Origin of the sequence: Streptomyces sp. NPDC006294, from assembly GCF_042870895.1 — a bacterium.
GTDB lineage: Bacteria > Actinomycetota > Actinomycetes > Streptomycetales > Streptomycetaceae > Streptomyces.
This window is the reverse complement of record NZ_JBIAHV010000009.1, coordinates 87,663-106,943: the sequence shown is the minus strand read 5'-3', so window position 1 is coordinate 106,943 and position 19,281 is coordinate 87,663. Positions and strand designations below refer to the sequence as shown.

Annotated in this window: 17 protein-coding genes; 10 read left to right on the top strand and 7 right to left on the bottom strand. The window is 74.0% G+C overall.

The window, feature by feature from the left end; translation table 11 throughout:
* Window positions 1-24: 24 nt before the first annotated feature.
* Together ACFYOP_RS17830 and rsgA are read left to right on the top strand one after the other, a co-directional pair.
* Window positions 25-1,059, top strand: a complete 1,035-nt coding sequence (locus ACFYOP_RS17830; protein WP_356897491.1) for a PHP domain-containing protein — start codon at window positions 25-27, stop codon at window positions 1,057-1,059.
* 292 nt (window positions 1,060-1,351) lie between these two features.
* Window positions 1,352-2,449, top strand: a complete 1,098-nt coding sequence (rsgA, locus tag ACFYOP_RS17825) for a ribosome small subunit-dependent GTPase A (RefSeq protein WP_356897590.1) — start codon at window positions 1,352-1,354, stop codon at window positions 2,447-2,449.
* 99 nt (window positions 2,450-2,548) lie between these two features.
* On the opposite strand, the gene ACFYOP_RS17820 is transcribed toward rsgA, so the two are convergent.
* Together ACFYOP_RS17820 and ACFYOP_RS17815 are read right to left on the bottom strand one after the other, a co-directional pair.
* On the bottom strand, window positions 2,549-3,034 hold the full coding sequence (locus ACFYOP_RS17820; RefSeq protein ID WP_356897492.1) for a DUF456 domain-containing protein: 486 nt from the start codon (window positions 3,032-3,034) through the stop codon (window positions 2,549-2,551).
* 17 nt (window positions 3,035-3,051) lie between these two features.
* Window positions 3,052-4,041 (bottom strand): helix-turn-helix domain-containing protein, encoded by a 990-nt coding sequence (locus ACFYOP_RS17815; protein WP_356897493.1) that lies wholly within the window; start codon window positions 4,039-4,041, stop codon window positions 3,052-3,054.
* A 304-nt stretch (window positions 4,042-4,345) separates the two neighbouring features.
* Here ACFYOP_RS17815 and ACFYOP_RS17810 point away from each other — a divergent pair, with 304 nt between their 5' ends.
* Window positions 4,346-6,040 (top strand): protein phosphatase 2C domain-containing protein, encoded by a 1,695-nt coding sequence (locus tag ACFYOP_RS17810; RefSeq protein ID WP_356897494.1) that lies wholly within the window; start codon window positions 4,346-4,348, stop codon window positions 6,038-6,040.
* Between the two features lie 166 nt (window positions 6,041-6,206).
* Entirely contained in the window at window positions 6,207-6,644 is a 438-nt protein-coding gene (locus tag ACFYOP_RS17805) for an ATP-binding protein (RefSeq protein WP_356897495.1), read from the top strand.
* Between the two features lie 54 nt (window positions 6,645-6,698).
* Here the strand turns inward: ACFYOP_RS17805 and ACFYOP_RS17800 are convergent, their stop codons facing one another.
* Window positions 6,699-7,763: a DUF2637 domain-containing protein gene (locus ACFYOP_RS17800; protein ID WP_356897496.1), complete on the bottom strand. Its 1,065-nt coding sequence runs from the start codon at window positions 7,761-7,763 to the stop codon at window positions 6,699-6,701.
* 222 nt (window positions 7,764-7,985) lie between these two features.
* A complete protein-coding gene (locus ACFYOP_RS17795) occupies window positions 7,986-8,831 on the bottom strand; it encodes a (2Fe-2S)-binding protein (protein ID WP_356897497.1) in 846 nt (281 codons plus the stop codon).
* 150 nt (window positions 8,832-8,981) lie between these two features.
* On the opposite strand from ACFYOP_RS17795, the gene ACFYOP_RS17790 reads away from it, so the two are divergent.
* The 3 genes from ACFYOP_RS17790 (at window position 8,982) to ACFYOP_RS17780 (ending at window position 11,394) form a co-directional block, all read left to right on the top strand.
* Window positions 8,982-9,740, top strand: coding sequence for a GntR family transcriptional regulator (locus tag ACFYOP_RS17790; RefSeq protein ID WP_388451946.1), 759 nt, complete (start codon window positions 8,982-8,984; stop codon window positions 9,738-9,740).
* A gap of 34 nt (window positions 9,741-9,774) precedes the next feature.
* A complete protein-coding gene (locus tag ACFYOP_RS17785) occupies window positions 9,775-10,965 on the top strand; it encodes a hypothetical protein (protein ID WP_356897499.1) in 1,191 nt (396 codons plus the stop codon).
* 72 nt (window positions 10,966-11,037) lie between these two features.
* Window positions 11,038-11,394 (top strand): hypothetical protein, encoded by a 357-nt coding sequence (locus ACFYOP_RS17780; protein WP_356897500.1) that lies wholly within the window; start codon window positions 11,038-11,040, stop codon window positions 11,392-11,394.
* On the opposite strand, the gene ACFYOP_RS17775 is transcribed toward ACFYOP_RS17780, so the two are convergent.
* From ACFYOP_RS17775 to ACFYOP_RS17765, 3 genes are all read right to left on the bottom strand, one after another.
* Window positions 11,395-11,913, bottom strand: coding sequence for a protein phosphatase (locus tag ACFYOP_RS17775; RefSeq protein ID WP_356897501.1), 519 nt, complete (start codon window positions 11,911-11,913; stop codon window positions 11,395-11,397). It abuts the gene before it with no gap.
* On the bottom strand, window positions 11,910-12,707 hold the full coding sequence (locus ACFYOP_RS17770; RefSeq protein ID WP_356897502.1) for a hypothetical protein: 798 nt from the start codon (window positions 12,705-12,707) through the stop codon (window positions 11,910-11,912). The genes ACFYOP_RS17775 and ACFYOP_RS17770 overlap by 4 nt, the downstream gene beginning before the upstream one ends.
* Window positions 12,708-13,276: 569 nt before the next feature.
* Complete coding sequence (locus ACFYOP_RS17765) at window positions 13,277-14,965, bottom strand: PucR family transcriptional regulator ligand-binding domain-containing protein (RefSeq protein WP_356897503.1); 1,689 nt, start codon at window positions 14,963-14,965, stop codon at window positions 13,277-13,279.
* Window positions 14,966-15,275: 310 nt separating this feature from the next.
* On the opposite strand from ACFYOP_RS17765, the gene ACFYOP_RS17760 reads away from it, so the two are divergent.
* From ACFYOP_RS17760 to ACFYOP_RS17750, 3 genes are read left to right on the top strand one after another with little or no spacing between them, the layout of a single operon-like run.
* Window positions 15,276-16,166 (top strand): xanthine dehydrogenase family protein subunit M, encoded by an 891-nt coding sequence (locus tag ACFYOP_RS17760; protein ID WP_356897504.1) that lies wholly within the window; start codon window positions 15,276-15,278, stop codon window positions 16,164-16,166.
* A gap of 2 nt (window positions 16,167-16,168) precedes the next feature.
* The gene (locus tag ACFYOP_RS17755; RefSeq protein WP_356897505.1) at window positions 16,169-16,756 is read left to right on the top strand and encodes a (2Fe-2S)-binding protein; all 588 of its coding nucleotides are present in this window, start codon (window positions 16,169-16,171) and stop codon (window positions 16,754-16,756) included.
* 1 nt (window position 16,757) lies between these two features.
* Window positions 16,758-19,133 carry a molybdopterin cofactor-binding domain-containing protein gene (locus ACFYOP_RS17750; RefSeq protein ID WP_356897506.1) on the top strand — a complete coding sequence of 792 codons (2,376 nt, stop codon included), beginning with the start codon at window positions 16,758-16,760 and terminating at the stop codon, window positions 19,131-19,133.
* The last annotated feature ends 148 nt before the right edge of the window (window positions 19,134-19,281 follow it).

Genomic DNA, 19,281 nt, shown 5'->3' with positions numbered 1-19,281 from the left:
GAGGCGAGGGCCAGGAAGGTGACGATGGAACCGGTGGAGGCGCTGGACCGGATCGCGTTCCTCCTGGAGCGGTCGCTGGCCGAGACCTATCGCGTACGGGCCTTCAGAACCGCGGCCGCGGCGCTCGCGGGTCTCGAGCGACAGGAGATCGCCGACCGGGCCGCCGCCGGGACGCTCGTCAGGATGAAGGGCATCGGCCCCAAGACCGCCCGGGTGATCGAGGAGGCCCTCGCCGGCGGCACCCCCGCGTGTCTGCGGCGGCTCGAGGAGGAGGCCGGCAAGCCGCTCGCCGGCGGCGGCAGCGCACTGCGCGCGGCCCTCCGCGGCGACTGCCACCTGCACTCCGACTGGTCCGACGGCGGCAGCCCCATCGACGAGATGGGCCGCACCGCCGCCGCGATCGGCCACGAGTGGGCCGTCCTCACCGACCACTCGCCGACCCTCACCGTCGCCCGCGGGCTGACCGCGGAGCGACTGCGCGCCCAACTCGACCTCGTGGCGGAGCTCAACGAGCAGTGGGCGCCCTTCCGGCTGCTCACCGGCATCGAGTGCGACATCCTCCCCGACGGCTCACTCGACCAGGAACCCGAGCTGCTGGACCGGCTCGACCTCGTCGTCGCCTCCGTCCACTCCAAGCTCCGCATGGACTCCGCCGCGATGACCCGGCGAATGCTCCGCGCCATCGAGAACCCGCTCACCGACGTGCTCGGCCACTGCACCGGGCGGCTGGTCACCGGCGGCCGGGGAAAGCGGCCCGAGTCGCAGTTCGACGCCGACCAGGTGTTCGCCGCCTGCGCCGAGCACGGCACCGCCGTGGAGATCAACAGCCGCCCCGAACGCCGCGACCCGCCCCGCCGGCTGCTGAGGCACGCCCTCGACGCGGGCGTCCTCTTCGCCGTCGACACCGACGCGCACGCCCCCGGCCAGCTGGACTGGCAGATCATCGGCTGCGAACGCGCGGAGGAGTGCGGCGTACCGGCTGGACGGGTCGTCAACGCCTGGACGGCGGACCAGCTTCTGGAGTGGACAGTGACCCGGCGGTCCCCGAAAGCGGCCTGAGTGCGGACGGCCGGTAATTCACTGGCGCGCCGGCCGGGGGCGGGTCTATGGTTCTGCCCGTCGACATCGGTTCGGCGAGACCCGAAGCAGGAGGTGAGGACATTGATGACTGTCATGGCGCCGGGCACTGCCCGCATTCAGGAGTTCATCGTTTCCACCCCTGTGGTCTCCGGCTGACACCACTCGGTTTCTCCGCGCGCAGGCGCGCGCCGCCGGGGCCACCCCCTCGAAGGGTCTCCCCTTGTTCCACGCTTCGTCCAACATGTCCTCGTCGTTCACCACTTCGTCCGGCATGTCCTCTTCCGGATCGGCCGCCCACGACGCGCTCGCCTCCTACGGGTGGGACGCGGACCGGGAGGCCGAGTTCGCTCCGTACGCCGCGCAGGGGCTGCTGCCGGGCCGGGTCCTGCGGGTCGACCGCGGACAGTGCGACCTGATCACCCCGGCGGGTGCGGCGCGCGCGGACACGGAGTTCGTCACGCCCCGCGACCCGATGCGGGTCGTGTGCACCGGCGACTGGGTGGCCGTCGATGCCGACGGCGATCCGCGCTTCGTACGGACCCTGCTGCCGCGGCGCACCGCCATCGTGCGGTCGACGTCGTCCAAGCGGTCCGAGGGCCAGGTGCTGGCCACCAACATCGACCACATCGTCATCTGCGTCTCGCTCGCGGCCGAACTCGACCTCGGGCGCATCGAACGCTTCCTCGCGCTGGCCTGGGAGTCCGGTGCCAGGCCGCTCGTCGTCCTCACCAAGGCCGACCTCGTCCCGGACGTCACCGGCCTGTCGTACCTCGTGCAGGACGTCGAGACCACCGCTCCCGGCGTCCAGGTGCTGCCCCTCAGCTCCACCTCGGGCGAGGGCGTCGAGGTGCTCAGGGCGATCGTCGCCGACGGCACCAGTGTCCTCGTCGGCACGTCCGGCACGGGCAAGTCCACCCTGGCCAACGCCCTGCTCGGCGAGGACGTCATGGACGTCCGGGCGACCCGGGACGTGGACGGCAAGGGCCGCCACACCACCACCACGCGCAACCTGCTCGTCCTGCCCGGCGGGGGAGTCCTCATCGACACCCCCGGACTGCGGGGCGTGGGGCTGTGGGACGCGGCGACCGGCGTGAACCAGGTGTTCTCCGAGATCGAGGAACTCGCCGAGCAGTGCCGCTTCCACGACTGCGCGCACGAGGCGGAGCCCGGCTGCGCCGTCCTCGGCGCGATCGAGGACGGCACGCTGCCGGACCGGCGGCTGGAGAGCTACCGCAAGCTCATCCGCGAGAACCAGCGGATCGTGGCCAAGACGGACGCGCGGCTGCGGGCCGAGATCCGGCGCGACTGGAAGATGAAGGGCGCGGCCGGCCGGGCGGCCATGGAGGCCAAACGCGGCCGTCTGCGCTGACCCGCACCGCTCCCGGGGCGCCGCGGCCGTTCGCCGGACGGCACGGCGCCCCGGTCCCCGGCGGACCGCACACGCCCCGGGACGCCCCACGGGGCGCGCCTACGACCCCGCCACCAACGCTCCCACCCACGCCCCGACGACCATCAGGCATCCCATGAGCTCCACCAGCACGCTCGTACCCGCGGCCCGCATCACCGTGCGGGTCGACGCCTTCGCCGGACCGTGGCCGCCGAGGCGCACCCGCTCCGTGCCGTAGATGCCGGCGACGAAACCGGGGACGGCGCCGACGACGGGGATGAGGCAGAAACCCACGACGGCGCCCACGCCCGCGTACGTGCCCATGCGGCGCGTGATGCCCACGCCGCGCAGGCGCCGGGGCGGCAGCATCCACACGACGACCTGGTCGAGCAGCAGGACCGCCGTCGCACCGACGAGCAGGAACCAGGCCAGGCCGGTCTGCACCTGCAACGACCACCACAGGACCGCCGCCCACACCAGCCACGTCCCCGGAACACCCGGAACGATCACCCCGCAGACGCCCAGCAGCATCACCCCGACGACCATCAGCAGCTGCCACACGCCCACATGCCCAGAGTGCAGGATCAGCGGTCTTCGTGCAGGTCGCGCGCCACCCAGCCCTTCTCGTACGCGTGCCAGCCCAGCTGCAGCCGGGTCGTCACACCGGCCAGCTCCATCAGCCCCTTCACCCGGCGCTGCACGGTACGCAGCCCCAGATCCAGCTGCTTGGCGACGCTCGCGTCGGTCATCCCGGCCAGCAGCAGGGACAGGACCTCCAGATCGGTGGCGTCCGGACCGTACGCGTCCTGCTCGACGCCCTGGCCGCCCAGCCGCAGAGGCAGAGCGTCCCGCCACACCGCCTCGAAGAGCGCCGTCAGGGACTCCAGCAGTCCGTCGGCGTGCACGACGAGCGCGGCGGGCTCGGCGCGGCCGGTCAGGGGCACCATCGCGAGACCGCCGTCGGCGACGGCGAGGTTCGTCGGCACCCGGTCGACCACCCGGACCTGCTCGCCCCGGCCCAGCGCGGCCGACAGCTCGGCGATCCCGTCGGGCATCATCAGCACCTCGCGCTCGACGACGACCCGGTACGCCACCCCCCGCGCCGCGGCGTTCTCCCGCGCGTCGTCGTCCAGGCCGGTGACGGCGGCGGGCCTGCCGGTGACCAGCGCGCAGACCTCCTTCGTCGCACCCAGCCGCAACTGGGCGGACCGGTGCACGACCGCGCGCGCCCCCGTCACGACCTCGACCGGATCGTGGACGTCCGGCTCCTCGGACTCGGCCCGGTACTCCTTCGCGAGCACCGCCGCGGCCAGCTCGGCCTGCTCCAGCCCGTGACGCTGCCGCGTCAGCAGCGCGCCGAGCGCGACACCGGGCGGCGCCGCGACCCAGCGGCCGGTCCGCGCCGACGACTGGGCGGCCAGCCCCTGCTGCTCCAGCCGCCGCAGGGCCCGCTCCGTGTCCGGCTCCGGCAGCGCGAGCCGGTGCGCGAGATCGGTGATCTCCGCGGCCCCGAGTGCGACCAGCGCGCGGTACGCCGACTCCTGTTTCTCGTCGAGCCCTATCGCTCCAAGCAACGAAACCCTCCCCGGACCTGCGATTGTCTGCCGCGTGACGGAAACCGGCCACGGCATGAACGCGCCGCGGCCATCATCCCCGTACCGGCGGCCTCCCGGCCAATGGGTGCCGGCGCAGCCGACAGGCCCCGGCCGGCCTTCGGGGCCGCATGCGGTGTGCGCCGGACCCCGGCGCGCCGACACGCCGGTCAGGACGGTCCGCCGGGCGTCCTTCCCGGGGGAGTTGGGCCGCCCGGGGACCTTTGACGGGTGTCTTTTCGTCAATGCCCGTTTTCTGGCGGGTGGTGAGGTCGACAATAAGGGCATGAGTGAGCAGGGGGAGAAGCCCAACAGGCCTACTACCGAGGACGACTGGTGGAGCAGGCTGTACGACGACTCCGCCCCGGACACCGGCCCACCGGCCGCGTCGCCCGGTGACACGCTCGACGACCGCTTCGACTCGGCGTCCGACACGGTGACCACCCGCCCCGCGGCCTGGTGGGACCACCCCGCCCCACCTCCCCGTCCTGCCGCCCGCGGCGGTGCCGGGCCCGCCCGCACGCCGTCGGCCGATCCTGTGCAGGCCGGGCCGCCCGGCGGGAACGCCGCCGCGCCGTCGCGTCCGGCGAGCGCGCCGGACCCGCGGGGCGCCGACGCGGCGCCGCCGGCAGCCGCGCAATCGCGCGGGGCCGCCTCCGCACAGCCGGGTTGGGACGCGACACGGCCGTCCGCGCCGCCGCGACCGGCGAGCGCACCCGCCCCGCGGGGCGCCGACGCGGCCCGGGCCCCGTCGGCCGCGTCCGCCGACCCGGACCAGGAGGCGCAACCCGGCGCGGGCGCACCGGGCGGGGACACCCCCGCCCTCCCGGACGGCCCGGTGGCCGACCCACGCGGGACCGGTCCGGCGCGCGACGCCGACGCGGGCCCGAGCGACGGCGCCACCGCCCCGCCGCCGCCGGCCCGGCCCCCGGCAACGCCGCCCCCACCGCCTTCGGCGGCCCCGCCCCGTGCCGGCCGGGTCTCCGTGCCGGGGCAGGGCCCGCGGGGCGGGGTCGTCGGGGATGGGCCGCCGACGTACGACGCGGAGCCGACCGCGCTGCCCGCCGCGGACGCGCACGCGCTGGACCGGCTCGTGCCCGACACCGTGCTCGACGGCGCCCGGTACGGCACGTACACCCTGCGGGCCGCCTCCGCGCGGGGCGACTCCGCGCGGTTCCGTGGCGAGCCGCGCCGTGACGCGCTGCTCACCGCGCGTTTCGGCACCGGCCCCGCCGCGCTGGTGTTCGTCGCCGTGGCCGGCGGCAACCGCGCGGCCGGGGCCGCGCACCTCGCCGCCGTCGACGCCTGCCGCTGGATCGGCGCAGCCGTCGGCCGCAGTCACGCACGGCTCGCGGAGGACATAAGGGCCGGCCGCCGCGGCGACCTGAAGTCCGGTCTGCACCGGCTCACCGACCGGAGCCTCGGCAAGCTGCGTGCCCGCGCCACCGAGCTGGGCCTGGAACCGGAGGCGTACACGGCGGGGCTGCGGTGCCTGCTGCTCTCCGCCGACCCCGACTGCCGTACCCGGGTCTTCTTCGGTGTCGGCGGGGGCGGCCTGTTCCGGCTGCGTGACGGCGTCTGGCAGGATCTCGAGCCGCCCGTCCCCGACCGGTCGGAGGTCACCGGCGCGCCCGTCGTCGGATTCGGGTCCGCCGTGCCCGAGGGGACGCCGGACGGTGACCGGCTCACCATGGACCTCGACATCCCCACGCCGGCGGCGCCGTACATCGAGGCCCCGCCGCCACCGCCCGCCGAACCGTTCCGGTTCCGCGCGTCCGTGGCCCGCCCCGGCGACACGCTGCTGCTGTGCAGCAACGGCCTCGCCGAGCCGGTGCGCGGCGAGGCGGCGCTCGCGCAGGAGCTCGCCGAGCGCTGGCGCGGGCCGCAGCCACCGGGCATGGCGCAGTTCCTCGCCGACACACAGCTCCGGATCAAGGGCTACGCCGACGACCGGACGGCGGTGGCCGTCTGGGAGGCGTAGCCGCGCGGACGCGTCGGGCCCGGTCCGCGGGATGGGCCTGACGCGTCCGGCCGGGCCCCGCGCGGCGACGGGTGACGAAATCGACATGAGTGGTGCTCCCCGGGCGGGGCATGCATCCGGTGACCGTTATGAAGCCGAAGCTCGTCCGACGTGTGGGTGGGGGATGATGACTGGACGTCACGGGGGCGCGGGAGTTCGTGGCCGGCTGCATCGCAGACTGGGCCGCGGGGATCTCACGGCAGTACCCGAAGTGCGGCACGCTTTACGCGACTTGCTGGGCAAGTGGCCCGACCCGGACGAGGGCGCCGCCGGGGCGGACGCGGCCGACGTGGCCGAACTGCTCGCGAGCGAGCTGGTGACCAACGCGCTGATCCACACCGAGCACGGAGCGGTGGTCACGGCCACCGTCGAGGACTCCACGCTCCATGTCGAGGTCCAGGACTTCATGGCGGGACTGCCCGTGTCGGACGTACCGAACGCCGACCTCGGTACGAGCGGCAGAGGGCTGATCCTGGTGGAGCGGCTGGCCGACGCCTGGGGTGTGCGTACCGCGCAAGGGGTGGGCAAGGTGATCTGGTTCGAACTGCACGCGGGGGCGGCCTGACCTCCCGGTAGGAGGCCGGGCCGCAACCGGTGAGCCCGTCGGCCGGGCCTGTTCTCAGCCGAACTGCTGCTCCAGGTCCTTGAGTTTCCGCTCCAGGGAATCGAGGCGGGGCAGCGCCTGCGTGTCGTCCTCGGCCGTGAGGTCGACCGTGAGCGGGTCCGCTCCGGTCGGCTTCACGGGCTGCAGTGAGGGCCGGGCCCGCACGGGCAGCTGTCCCGGCTCGCCTATGACGGGCTCCACGACGGAGGACGAACCCCCGGCCTGCTGGCCGTTGCCGGCCGCCGGGCCGAGGGCGGGCAGCTGCGTCCGGCGGTCCGTCCGCCCCAGCCCCCAGGTGCGGTGCTGACGGTTGAGCGCCCGGATCTGGGCGCGCTCCAGCTTCTCCCGGTCGCGCCTGCGCAGCCGGTTCTCCTGCTTCTGCCGCCGGTCCTCGCGGACCTCGTCGACCGCCTCGTCGAGGGTGCGTACGCCCTCCAGAAGCATCAGCGACCAGGCCGCGAAGGTCTCCCTGGGCGCCCGCAGCCACCGTACGATCCGGATCTGCGGCAGCGGGCGGGGCACCAGGCCCTGTTCGCGCAGTGCCGCGCGTCTGGTCTGCTTCAGCGCCCGGTCGAACAGCACGGCCGCGGACAGCGACATGCCGGCGAAGAAGTGCGGTGCGCCCGCGTGTCCCATCCCCCTGGGCGCGTGCACCCAGTTGAACCAGGCGGCCGCTCCGGCGAACGTCCACACCAGCAGCCGGGAGCCGAGGGCGGCGTCGCCGTGGCTGGCCTCGCGCACGGCGAGGACGGAGCAGAACATGGCGGCCCCGTCGAGCCCGAAGGGGACCAGGTACTCCCAGCCGCCGCTCAGGTTCAGGTTCTCCCGGCCGAAGCCGACCAGGCCGTGGAAGGAGAGCGCGGCCGCGACGGCGGCGCAGCAGAAGAGGAGCACGTACGAGGCGGTGCCGTAGACGGCTTCCTTGCGCCTGCGCCGATCCTCGCTGCGCTCCCACGAGTCCGCCGCGGCCTTGTCACCGGCGCGCTTGCCGCGCGCGAGCACCGCCACCGCCGCCAGGACTCCCAGGATCAGCACGGCGCCCGGAAGCAGCCAGTCCAGCGCTATGTCGGTCAGTCTCATCTGCGGTGTCCCTTGCATCGCGGTAGGGCGTTTCGGCCGCCATAGTGGCCGAACACGGGGGACACGCAGGGGCTTTCCGTGCAAGAGAACGCCAACGGGGTGGCCCGGCACACCAATAGGGCCGATCTGGTCGAACTGGTGCCTGGAAGCCCTGAGTTGGGTTCGAATTCATGCCACTCGAAAGGGTGGCGTGGAATGGCGGCGGCTACGTATTGCGGCCGCCTACACGGTCTGCAGCAGCCGAGTCACCCGGTCGGCGTCACAGGTGCGCGGACAGGTGACGCAGGTGTCCTCGGGGCGCAGCGTGTAGAACAGGCAGCAGCTCGCCCGGTCGCGGGTCGGCAGCCGCTCGCCGTTCGGACCGGTCAGCTCGCGGAACGCGGCCGTGCCCACGTACGGCTTGGTCGCGCCCGGCAGGAGCCGCTCCAGCTCCGCGACCGCGCGCGGCTCCTCGCCGAGCAGATGTGCGATGTACCACAGGCCCTCGATGATCTCGTCCGTCGCCATCCCCCACAGCGCCCGCTTGCCGCGGCGCATCGGCCCGGCGAATCCGTCGAGGACGGGGCCCAGGTGCTCGGCCACGGCGTCGCGGACCTCGCCGCGCAGCGCCTCCTCGTCCGGCACGACACGGGCGCCGGGCAGCCGCGCCGCGGGGTCGTCGGGCAGGCACGCGAAGTCCCGCACCCGTACGGTCATGTGCCCCGGCGCGCGCTGGAAGGCGACGCCCGTGACGGGGACCCTCGGCACCCGGCGGTGCAGGAACCAGGGGACGGTGACCAGCAGGCAGGCGGGCCACGCGTACCGGTGCAGACCGAAGCTCGCGACGACGTCCGGGCGGGCCCGCTGTCCGTAGTCCCGCTGCACCTGGTCGTCGTCCCAGGCGAGGAAGGAGTCGAGCGCCGCGCCGCCGGCCGCGAGCTCGGACGCGGCGACCCAGCCGGCGCCGGACGGTGCCTCGGCGCCTTCGGTCAGCTCCGTGACGCGCAGCCCGGGGAAGACCTCCGCGAGGCGCGCGTAGGCGTCGGCCACCGGGGAGGTGGGGGCGGACAGCAGAGCAGGAACGGTCATGCCGGGGACCACCGAATCGCGATCGTTAGCAGGTTAGCCTTACCTTACCCGATCCATTCGATGTTTGAACTGACGCCCAGGCCGCCTATCGTGCACTCAGGGCCCCGCATCCGCGAGCCGGGCCAGGCCGACTGCCGGAGGAGGGCCCGAGTGGAACAGGCCAGAACACGCGACCTCCCTCTCCCGCAGCCGTACGGGTCCGCCCGCGTCCCCGCCCAGGGGCGTCCCGCGCTCCAGGAGCAGGCCCGCGGCGAACACACCCACAGCGAGCCGCCCGCCCCCCGCCTCGTGCAGCGCCACTCGGTACGCGGCCAGATCCTGGACGCCCTGCGCACCGCCCTCGTGGACGGCGACCTGGTACCCGGCGAGGTCTACTCGGCGCCCGTCCTCGGCGAGCGCTACGGCGTCTCCGCGACGCCGGTGCGCGAGGCGATGCAGCAGCTCGTCATGGAGGGCGCCGTCGAGGTCGTGCCGAACCGCGGCTTCCGCGTCATCCGGCGCAGCGCCCGCGAACTGGCCGAACTGGCCGAGGTCCGGGCACTGATCGAGGTGCCCGTCATGCTCCGGCTGGCCCGTACGGTCCCGGCGGACCGCTGGCGTTCGCTGCGTCCGCTGGCCGAGGCGACGGCCGCCGCGGCCGCGACCGGCGACCGGTCGAGCTACGCCGAGACGGACCGCGCCTTCCACCGCGCGGTCCTCGCCCTCGCGGGCAACGAACAGCTGCTGGCCGTCGCGGACGACCTCCACCGGCGCTCCCAGTGGCCCCTCACCAGCGCCCCCGCCACCCGCCGGGCCGACCTGATCGCCGACGCGGCGGAGCACACGGCACTGCTGGAAGCTCTGCTGGCCCAGGACCTGACGGTGGTCCGGTCGCTGGTACGGGAGCACTTCGCGGGCTCGGACGCCTGACCATCGCACCCTCGGACACTGACGGGACGACGACGTGCGCGGCACGGTATGGACGGTGGCGAACCAGCTCGGCGTCGTGGCCGGCACTCCGGCCGGACTGCTGTCCGCGCTGCTGTCCGGCGCGCCGCGCACCGTGCGGCTCGCGCCGGCCGGCCAGGACCCGGGCGAGATGGCCGAACTGGTCTCCCTGCTGCGCGGCTTCGGCCACCTGAGGGTGGTCGTCGAGGCCCCCGCCGACGAGCCGGAGGACCACCGGCCGCCCGACCTCGCCGACCCGGAGGCCGTCTGCGCGGCCGACCCCGCCCGGGTCACCTCCGCGTACGAGACCGCGGCGGACGAGCACGGCGGTCTGCGCGCGGCCTGGCTGCGGGCCGGCCAGTCACTGATCCGCGACCAGGGCCCGGTCCGGCGCGCCCTCGTGCTGCTGGCCGCCCTGCCACCGGACGCCGAACCGCGGGTGCGCGCGGCGCTGGGCCGGCTGTCCGAGCGGGGACCGTGGGCCCTGGAGTGGTCCCGGCCGTGCCCGGTCGCCGCGCTGACCGTCGCGTCGGGCGCCCTGGTGGTCGCCGACCCGGCCGGCGGTGTACGCACCCTGGACGAGGACGTCCCGCAGCCGTCGACGGCCGTCCGCACCAGGGCCGTTGCCGCGCCGGACGACGACACCCGGCTGCTGCTCGACGAGCGGGGCCGCCTCCACCGGCACGGTGGCACCGAGACGCCGCTGACGAAGGCCGTCGCCGCCACCCTCGAAAGCCACCCGGGCACGGCGCTCGCTGCCGCTGCGGACACCGTGCTGGTCGGCGACCGGATGGGCTCCGTGCACGCTTTCGGCTTCGACGGACTGCACCAGGCGGCCCTGCACTCCGGCCGGGTGACCGCGCTGTCGGCCATCGCCGGGGCGACCGCCCTCACCGTCCACAGCGGAGGCGGCGACGGCGCCGTCCACCGCTGGTCGCCCGGCGCCGCCGGACACCGCCCGCCCGTGGCGGAACGCCCGTACCCGGTCGTCGCCCTGCACACAGGACCGACACCGGCCGGGCCCGCCCTCGCGGTCGCCTGGGCGGACGGTCTGGTGCGGCTGTACCTCCCCGGGGCGCGCCGGGCGCTGCCGTTCCGCCCGGGCCCCGCGGTCCGCGCCGTCGCGGTCGTACCGGACGGCACGCTCTGCGTCGGCACGGACGACACACTGGTCGCGCTGCGGCCCCGCCAGGACCGGCCTCGATAGATCGTCCCGGGTGCGGGCAGCGGTGGGGACTGCACTAATCTGTGGCGCCGGTTGTCCTGTTGAGGGGGAAGCATGACCGCGGAGTCGCCGGAGTCGTCCATACCCGACGAGGAGTGGGCCAGGTTCCAGCTCGAAAGTGAGGGGCCCGGGCGGCTCGCCGCGCCCAAGGAGCCGTCCGCGCGGGCGCGGATGGTCACGGAACGGCTGCGGCGCGCCGACGAGGAGGCCACCAGGCAGCAGGGCAGGGTGCGGCGTATCGCGCGCCGCGGGAAACCGGTGCGGGCGCGGCCCGACGGCTGGCGCGCCTGGCCCGACCGGCAGGCGCCCAAGCCGCGCGGCAGGGTCCGCGCCTTCGTCTGGGTCGGCGTGGCCGTCGTCCTGGTGCTGGTCGCCATGAACCCGGAGCGGGTCTTGGGCTGGGCGGTCTGATCAGCTCGCGGGCGGCGGTTCCAGTCCCGACAGCAACGAGGCGATGTCCAGACCGGTCAGCAGATACTGCTCGAACGCCGCGTTGTGCAGCGCCCACGGGGAGCGTCGCAGTCTGACCCGGTCGATCGCTCCTTCCGCGTCGTGGCCCAGCTCGATCAGCGTCTGGGCGGCGACCAGGCCGGAGCGGTTGTAGCCCGAGTAGCAGCGCACCAGGACCCGGCGCCGCGCCCGTACGGCGTCGGCGGCCGTCAGCGCCACCCGGCGCACCCGGTCGATCTCCTCGGCGGTGAGCCAGTCGTCCGGAATGGGCACGACATGGTGCTCGACCCCGGCCGCGGGGCCGTGGCCCTCGCGCGTGTAGAGGCTGATCACGACGTCGAACTCGTCGGCCACGACCACGTCCTGGTGCCGGCGGCCGCCGCCGGACCAGACATGGCCGCCGACCCACAGGCCCGTGGTGATCTCGTCCCACCGCGTCCGCGGCTCGGGGACGTCGCCCTGCCTGCGGCGGGTCCTCACTGGCCCGCGGGCTCGGGCTCGGCCGGGGAGGCCTGCGGCGGTACGACCGGGGACAGTTGCGCGCCCAGCCACACCGGTACGCCGCCCAGCAGACGGAACAGCCGGTACGCCTCCGCGCGCAGCCGGCCCGCCGCCGGTTCCGCCTCGCAGTCGGCGAGCCCGGCCAGCGCCGGCGCCGTACCGATCAGATAACCCAACTCCTCCCGGATGCGCAGGCATTCCGTGAAGCCCTGCCGCGCCTTCGCCGGGTCGCCGTCGCGCAGCGCGAGTCCGGCGAGCTGCTGCCAGGTGAACGACAGCAGCAGCGGGTCGTCCTGTGCCTGCGCGCCGGCGTGCGCCCGCTGGTAGGCGGCGAGGGCCGCCTGCGGGGCGTCGGCGATGTGCTCGGCGACCAGGCCCCGCCGGAAGTCCAGCAGCGGGCGCCGCGGCGAGGAGGGCGAGAGCAGCGCCGTCGCCCTGCCGAGCGCGGAACGGGCCTCGTCGGCCCGGTCCCGTACCCCGAGGCGGGTCGCCGCGTACGCCAGCCGGCCGCGTTCGCCGGCCGCGCCGCCGCGTTCCTCGTCGTCGCGGGCGACGGCCTCCGCGTTGCGCAGCGCGTCCTCCGCCTCCGCCCAGCCGTCGCAGGTGAACAGAGCCCGCTCGACCAGCAGCCCCGCCCGTTCCAGCGCCGCCGCGGGCTCCGCGGCACGGTGCGCGAGAAGGGCCGCCGCATCGGTCCAACAGCCGCGCGAACGCAGCCGCCATACCGCGGTCTGGAGTGGATCGTCACCTGCTGTGGTTCCGGAACCAGACATGGCGGTATGCGCCACTTGCCCTCCCCGAGCACGCCATTGAGCTGTTGAGTCAGGACCGCATCTCAGCACGGATCGGCACGCCGGGCCAAGAGGTCAGGTGAATCAATTCACAATCTGATCGCGGCCGACCGGGTCACCGTGGGCGCCGTCGCCGGGGCACAGCGGCGCGACCCGGCCCCCGCCGTTGAGCGGCGCCGGCACCTTCAGGCCCGTGACCGGCGGGTATGCGCGGGCCGCCGTGCCGGCGTCAACCGGGTGAGTCTCTCCATGGCCCTTACGGATGACGGGCGCGGGGGTGACGGGGGTCGCGGGCCGTGATGCCGTCGCCCGAGTCGGCGCGCAGCGGGACCAGTTGGTCGCGAGGGCTGCACCCGCGCCGCGGCGGTGGCGAGGCGGAGTGCCAGCCCCCGGCCGGCCGGGGGTCCGTCTCGGCCGTCACCCGCGGTCGCCGGCGCGCTCCCCGACTCCGGGAGCCTCCTGGAGCACCGCGACGGCGAACGGCCGGTCGGCCTCGGTGCCGCCGGAAACGATGCGCCCACGGAGCAGGCTCCGGACCCGGGAGCGCCCCGTCAGCTCATGCGCAGCGCCAGGAAGAAGTCCAGCTTGTCCTCCAGGCGCGACAGGTCACGGCCCGTCAGCTGCTCGATGCGGCCCACGCGGTACCGCAGCGTGTTGACGTGCAGGTGCAGGCGGCCCGCGCAACGGGTCCAGGAGCCGTCGGAGTCGAGGAACGCCTCCAGCGTGGGGATGAGTTCCGCCCGGTGGCGGCGGTCGTAGTCGCGCAGCGGGTCCAGCAGCCGGGCGGTGAAGGCGCGGCGCACGTCGTCCGGGACGAACGGCAGCAGCAGGACGTGCGACGCCAGTTCGTGGTGGCCGGCCGCGCAGACCCGGCCCGGACGGGCGGCGGCGACGCGGCGGGCGTGGCGGGCCTCCTCCAGGGCGCCGCGCAGGCCCTCGGCGGAGTGCACGGCCGCGCTGACGCCCAGCGTGAGGCGGCCGTCGTCGGCGAGGCCCGCGGTCAGCGGGGCGCGTACGGATTCCAGCAGCACGTCGGCGTGCAGGCCGGTCTCCACCGGGGGCGGGTCGTCGGCCAGGCCGCCGAGGCTCACCGCCGGCAGCGGCACCAGCGCGATCGCCTCCTCGCCGCTGTGGGCGACCGCGATCCGGTCCGCGGAGTCCTGCCCGGCCGCGGCGGGGTCGACGAGGATCTCCTCGAGGAGGGACTGGGTGACCTGCCCGGTCTCGACGGACGGGTCGTCGCCCCAGTCGACGCGGGCGACGACGACCTGCCAGTGCGGCGCGCTCCCCAGTCCGGGCAGCAGCACGGGCGCGGCGACCCGCAGCCGCGCCGCGATCTCCGCGGGGGCCGCGCCGGTCTGGACGAGTTCCAGGACCTCCTGGGCGAGCCGGCGCCGTACCGTACGGGCGGCCTCGCGCCGGTCCCGTTCGACGGCGATCAGTTGGGTGACGCCCTGCAGCAGGTCGAGCCGCGCGGCCGGCCAGTCCGCGGCGTCCGCCTCCACGGCGAGCAGCCAGTCGGACAGCACGCCCTCCCGCACGTCCCGTACGGCGGGCGCGCCGGCTCCCCGCCCGACGTTCCGGATCGGGAAGAGGGAGTACGTCATGCCGCGTGCGACGGCCCGGTGCGGGGCCCGCCGGCCGTGGCGTACGGCGGCCAGGTGTTCACCGGCGAGCGCCGCGCCGACCTCGGGCGGCAGCCCCTCGCCGACGCCCGCGATCTGCCGTCCGGTGGGGGACAGGACCCAGGCGCGCAGGTCCAGATCGGAGCCGAGCAGGTCCAGCACGGCGTCCGGTCCGCCGCCCGCGGGGCCGGACGTCATCAGCCGCCTGTGCCTGTCGACGACAGCCGCGAGGTCACCGGCGCGCTCCCCGGAGACCTGCCGTACGACGTACTCGGTGATCGTCGCGAACGCAACGGACTCGTTCACAGCAAATAGCGGGAGCCGGTGGCGCAAACAGGCCTGGACCAGATCGTCGGGCACGTCCCCGAGCTCCGCCTCGCCGGCCGCGAGCCCGGCGACCTGGGCGCCCGCGAGGAGACGGACGAACGGCTCGGAGTCCTCCGGGGCGCGCCGCCAGGCGAGCCCGGTGAGCACCAGCTCGCCGCCGGAGAGGTACCGGCTGGGATCGCGGAGGTCCGTGGTCATCACGCCTCGGACCCCGCGGTCGAGCTCGTCCTCGCCGCCGAGCAGCCGCAGCCCCAGCGCGTCGTTGTCCAGCAGTGCGCGCAGCCGCATGGTGTCGCCGCCGATCTGTCTCGTTGTTGCCGGTCCCGGCCGGAGATCCTTTGGCCATGGTTTCCAGGGGGAAACGGTGAGGTTGCTGATCTCCGCCTTTCGTTCGAATCTACAAGACGAGGGAGGCGACCAGCCAACTCCTTCGGTGTTTCGGTGACTGCACCGGCCGGATCGTGGCTTGTGTACTGGACCACATCGCGTGAACAGCAGATGAACGACGCCGGTGAACACGGCAGCTGATGAGGTCGAGGGCCGGCCGTCCCGGGCCCGTCGCGACGAACGACCCCGACTGAGAAGAAGAGAGCCACTCATGGACTTCCTTCGCCCCGCCAGCTGGGAGGAGGCGCTCGCCGCCAAGGCCGAGCACCCCACCGCCGTCCCCATCGCGGGCGGCACCGACGTCATGGTCGAGATCAACTTCGACCACCGCCGGCCGGAGTACCTCCTGGACCTGAACCGCATCGGGGAGCTCACCGAGTGGGAGACCGTCGGCGACAGCGTCCGGCTGGGAGCCTCCGTCCCGTACACCGCGATCATGGAGAACCTGCGCGGTGAGCTGCCCGGTCTGGCGCTCGCCTCGCACACCGTCGCCTCCCCGCAGATCCGCAACCGCGGCGGCGTCGGCGGCAACCTCGGCACCGCGTCCCCGGCCGGTGACGCCCATCCGGCGCTGCTCGCCGCGGGCGCCGAGGTCGAGGTCGAGTCGGTGCGCGGCTCCCGACTGATCCCCATCGACGACTTCTACACGGGCGTCAAGCGCAACGCGCTCGCCGCCGACGAGCTCATCCGCGCCGTGCACATCAAGAAGGCGGACGGGCCGCAGCAGTACTCGAAGGTGGGTACCCGCAATGCCATGGTCATCGCCGTCTGCGCCTTCGGTCTCGCCCTCCACCCCGAGACCCGGACCGTGCGCACCGGCATCGGGTCCGCCGCCCCCACCCCCGTGCGGGCGAAGGCCGCCGAGGAGTTTCTGAACGCCGCACTGGAAGAAGGCGGATTCTGGGAGAGCGGGAACATCATCACGCCGTCGGTCGCCAAGCAGTTCGCGGAGCTCGCCTCCGGCGCCTGCAACCCGATCGACGACGTGCGCGGCACGGCGAAGTACCGCCGCCACGCGGTCGGCATCATGGCCCGCCGCACGCTCGGCTGGACCTGGGAGCAGTACCGCGGCACCGCCCGCCCGCTCGAAGGAGCTGCATAACGATGCGCGTCAATTTCACCGTCAACGGACGCCGGCAGGAAGCGGACGACGTCTGGGAGGGCGAGAGCCTGCTGTACGTCCTGCGGGAGCGCCTCGGCCTGCCCGGCTCGAAGAACGCCTGCGAGCAGGGCGAATGCGGTTCCTGCACGGTCAGACTCGACGGCGTTCCGGTCTGCTCCTGCCTGGTCGCCGCCGGCCAGGTGGAGGGCCGCGAGGTCGTCACCGTCGAGGGCCTGGCGGACTTCGCCAAGCAGCGCGAGCAGTCCTGCTCGGGCGGGGCCTGCGGCACCTCGCTCCAGAACGCCCGGCAATGGCGTGCGCAGGGCAGCGACTCGCAGACCGGCGAGGGTGCCGAGCTCTCCTTGATCCAGCAGGCGTTCATCGACGCGGGCGCCGTGCAGTGCGGCTTCTGCACCCCGGGCCTGCTGGTCGCCGCCGACGAGATGCTGGAGCGCACCCCGTCCCCGTCCGACGAGGACATCCGCGAGGCGCTGTCCGGCAACCTCTGCCGCTGCACCGGTTACGAGAAGATCCTGGACGCCGTCCGCCTCGCGGCCGCCCGGCAGGGAAACCAGGAAGCGACGGTCTGACATGGCGACCACCGGCACACCCAGCAACCTCACCCAGAAGACCAAGGGCGGCATCGGCGAGTCCACGCTCCGGCCCGACGGCATCCTCAAGGTCACCGGCGAGTTCGCGTACTCCTCCGACATGTGGCACGAGGACATGCTCTGGGGCCAGATCCTGCGCTCCACCGTCGCGCACGCCGAGATCGTGTCCATCGACACCTCCGAGGCACTCGCCCAGGCCGGCGTCTACGCCGTCCTCACCTACGACGACCTGCCGACCGAGGTCAAGAACTACGGCCTGGAGATCCAGGACACCCCCGTCCTCGCCAACGGCGTCGTACGCCACCACGGCGAGCCCGTGGCCATCGTCGCCGCCGACCACCCGGAGACCGCGCGCCGCGCCGCCGCCAAGATCAAGGTCGAGTACAAGGAGCTGCCCGTCGTCACCGACGAGGCCTCCGCGACCGCCCCGGGCGCGCCGCTGCTGCACCCGGGCCGGGACGATCACCACGCCGGTCATGTGCCGCACCCGAACATCGTGCACCGCCAGCCCATCGTGCGCGGCGACGCCGAGGAGGCGGCGAAGCGCGCCGACGTCATCGTCTCCGGCGAGTACACCTTCGGCATGCAGGACCAGGCGTTCCTGGGTCCCGAGTCCGGTCTCGCCGTGCCCGCGGAGGACGGCGGCGTCGACCTGTACGTCGCGACCCAGTGGCTCCACTCGGACCTGCGCCAGATCGCCCCGGTCCTCGGTCTGCCCGAGGACAAGGTGCGGATGACGCTCTCCGGTGTCGGCGGCGCGTTCGGCGGCCGCGAGGACCTGTCGATGCAGATCCACGCCTGTCTGCTGGCGCTGCGCACCGGCAAGCCGGTCAAGATCGTCTACAACCGGTTCGAGTCCTTCTTCGGGCACGTCCACCGTCACCCGGCGAAGCTCTGGTACGAGCACGGCGCCACCCGCGACGGCAGGATCACGCACATGAAGTGCCGGATCGTGCTGGACGGCGGCGCGTACGCCTCCGCCTCCCCGGCCGTCGTCGGCAACGCCTCCTCGCTCTCCGTCGGCCCGTACGTCGTCGACGACGTCGACATCGAGGCCATCGCCCTCTACACCAACAACCCGCCCTGCGGCGCCATGCGCGGCTTCGGCGCGGTCCAGGCGTGCTTCGCCTACGAGGCGCAGATGGACAAGCTGGCCAAGGCCCTCGACATGGACCCGGTCGAGCTCCGGCAGCTCAACGCCATGGAGCAGGGCACGCTGCTGCCGACCGGCCAGCCGGTCGACTCGCCCGCCCCGGTCGCCGAGCTGCTGCGCCGGGTCAAGGCCCGCCCGCTGCCGCCCGAGCGCCAGTGGGAGTCCACCGAGGGCGCGGACGTCCGCGCCTTGCCCGGCGGCCTGTCCAACACCACCCACGGCGAAGGCGTCGTGCGGGGTGTGGGCTACGCGGTCGGCATCAAGAACGTCGGCTTCTCCGAGGGCTTCGACGACTACTCCACCGCCAAGGTCCGCATGGAGGTCGTGGGCGGAGAGCCCGTCGCCACCGTGCACACCGCGATGGCGGAGGTCGGCCAGGGCGGCGTCACCGTTCACGCCCAGATCGCCCGCACCGAGCTCGGCGTCAGCCAGGTCACCATCAGCCCGGCCGACACCCAGGTCGGCTCGGCCGGCTCCACGTCCGCGTCCCGGCAGACGTACGTCACCGGCGGGGCCGTGAGGAACTCCTGCGAGCTGGTCCGCGAGAAGGTCCTGCAGATCGGCCGCCGCAGGTTCGGCACGTACCACCCGGCCTGGGCCACCGCCGAGCTGCTGCTCGAGGGCGGCAAGGTCGTCACCGACGGCGGCGAGGTCCTGGCCGACCTGGTGGACGTGCTGGAGGGGGAGGCCGTCGAGATCGAGGCCGAGTGGCGCCACCGCCCCACGGAGGCGTTCGACCTCCGTACGGGTCAGGGCAACGGCCACGTCCAGTACTCGTTTGCCGCGCACCGCGCGGTCGTCGAGGTGGACACCGAACTGGGGCTCGTGAAGGTGATCGAGCTGGCCTGCGCCCAGGACGTCGGCAAGGCCCTCAACCCGCTGTCCGTCATCGGCCAGATCCAGGGCGGCACCACCCAGGGCCTGGGCGTGGCGGTCATGGAGGAGATCATCGTCGACCCGAAGACCGCGAAGGTCAGGAACCCGTCGTTCACGGACTACCTGATCCCCACCATCCTCGACACGCCGACCATCCCGGTCGACGTGCTCGAACTCGCCGACGACCACGCGCCCTACGGGCTGCGCGGCGTCGGCGAGGCCCCGACCCTGTCGTCCACCCCGGCCGTCCTCGCGGCGATCCGGAACGCGACGGGTCTGGAGCTCAACAGGACGCCGGTACGCCCCGAGCATCTCACCGGCACCTGAACCGATCCCCCCACTGCTCCGGGCGGTGCGCGCCATGCCGATGAGGAACCTTCCCGGTCCCCGCCGGTACGCGCCGCCAGGAGAGAGCACCACCACCAGCACCACCGAGCACCATCAGCACCACCGCAGTACCCCAGCGCAAGTCTCG

Bases quoted from the DNA above. Each gene is read 5' to 3' on its own strand.
- ACFYOP_RS17770 (WP_356897502.1), bottom strand. From the start codon at position 12,707: ATGTCTGGTTCCGGAACCACAGCAGGTGACGATCCACTCCAGACCGCG.
- ACFYOP_RS17805 (WP_356897495.1), top strand. From the start codon at position 6,207: ATGACTGGACGTCACGGGGGCGCGGGAGTTCGTGGCCGGCTGCATCGC.
- rsgA (WP_356897590.1), top strand. From the start codon at position 1,352: ATGTCCTCTTCCGGATCGGCCGCCCACGACGCGCTCGCCTCCTACGGG.
- ACFYOP_RS17780 (WP_356897500.1), top strand. From the start codon at position 11,038: ATGACCGCGGAGTCGCCGGAGTCGTCCATACCCGACGAGGAGTGGGCC.
- ACFYOP_RS17830 (WP_356897491.1), top strand. From the start codon at position 25: ATGGAACCGGTGGAGGCGCTGGACCGGATCGCGTTCCTCCTGGAGCGG.
- ACFYOP_RS17750 (WP_356897506.1), top strand. From the start codon at position 16,758: ATGGCGACCACCGGCACACCCAGCAACCTCACCCAGAAGACCAAGGGC.
- ACFYOP_RS17795 (WP_356897497.1), bottom strand. From the start codon at position 8,831: ATGACCGTTCCTGCTCTGCTGTCCGCCCCCACCTCCCCGGTGGCCGAC.
- ACFYOP_RS17810 (WP_356897494.1), top strand. From the start codon at position 4,346: ATGAGTGAGCAGGGGGAGAAGCCCAACAGGCCTACTACCGAGGACGAC.
- ACFYOP_RS17760 (WP_356897504.1), top strand. From the start codon at position 15,276: ATGGACTTCCTTCGCCCCGCCAGCTGGGAGGAGGCGCTCGCCGCCAAG.
- ACFYOP_RS17800 (WP_356897496.1), bottom strand. From the start codon at position 7,763: ATGAGACTGACCGACATAGCGCTGGACTGGCTGCTTCCGGGCGCCGTG.
- ACFYOP_RS17765 (WP_356897503.1), bottom strand. From the start codon at position 14,965: ATGCGGCTGCGCGCACTGCTGGACAACGACGCGCTGGGGCTGCGGCTG.
- ACFYOP_RS17755 (WP_356897505.1), top strand. From the start codon at position 16,169: ATGCGCGTCAATTTCACCGTCAACGGACGCCGGCAGGAAGCGGACGAC.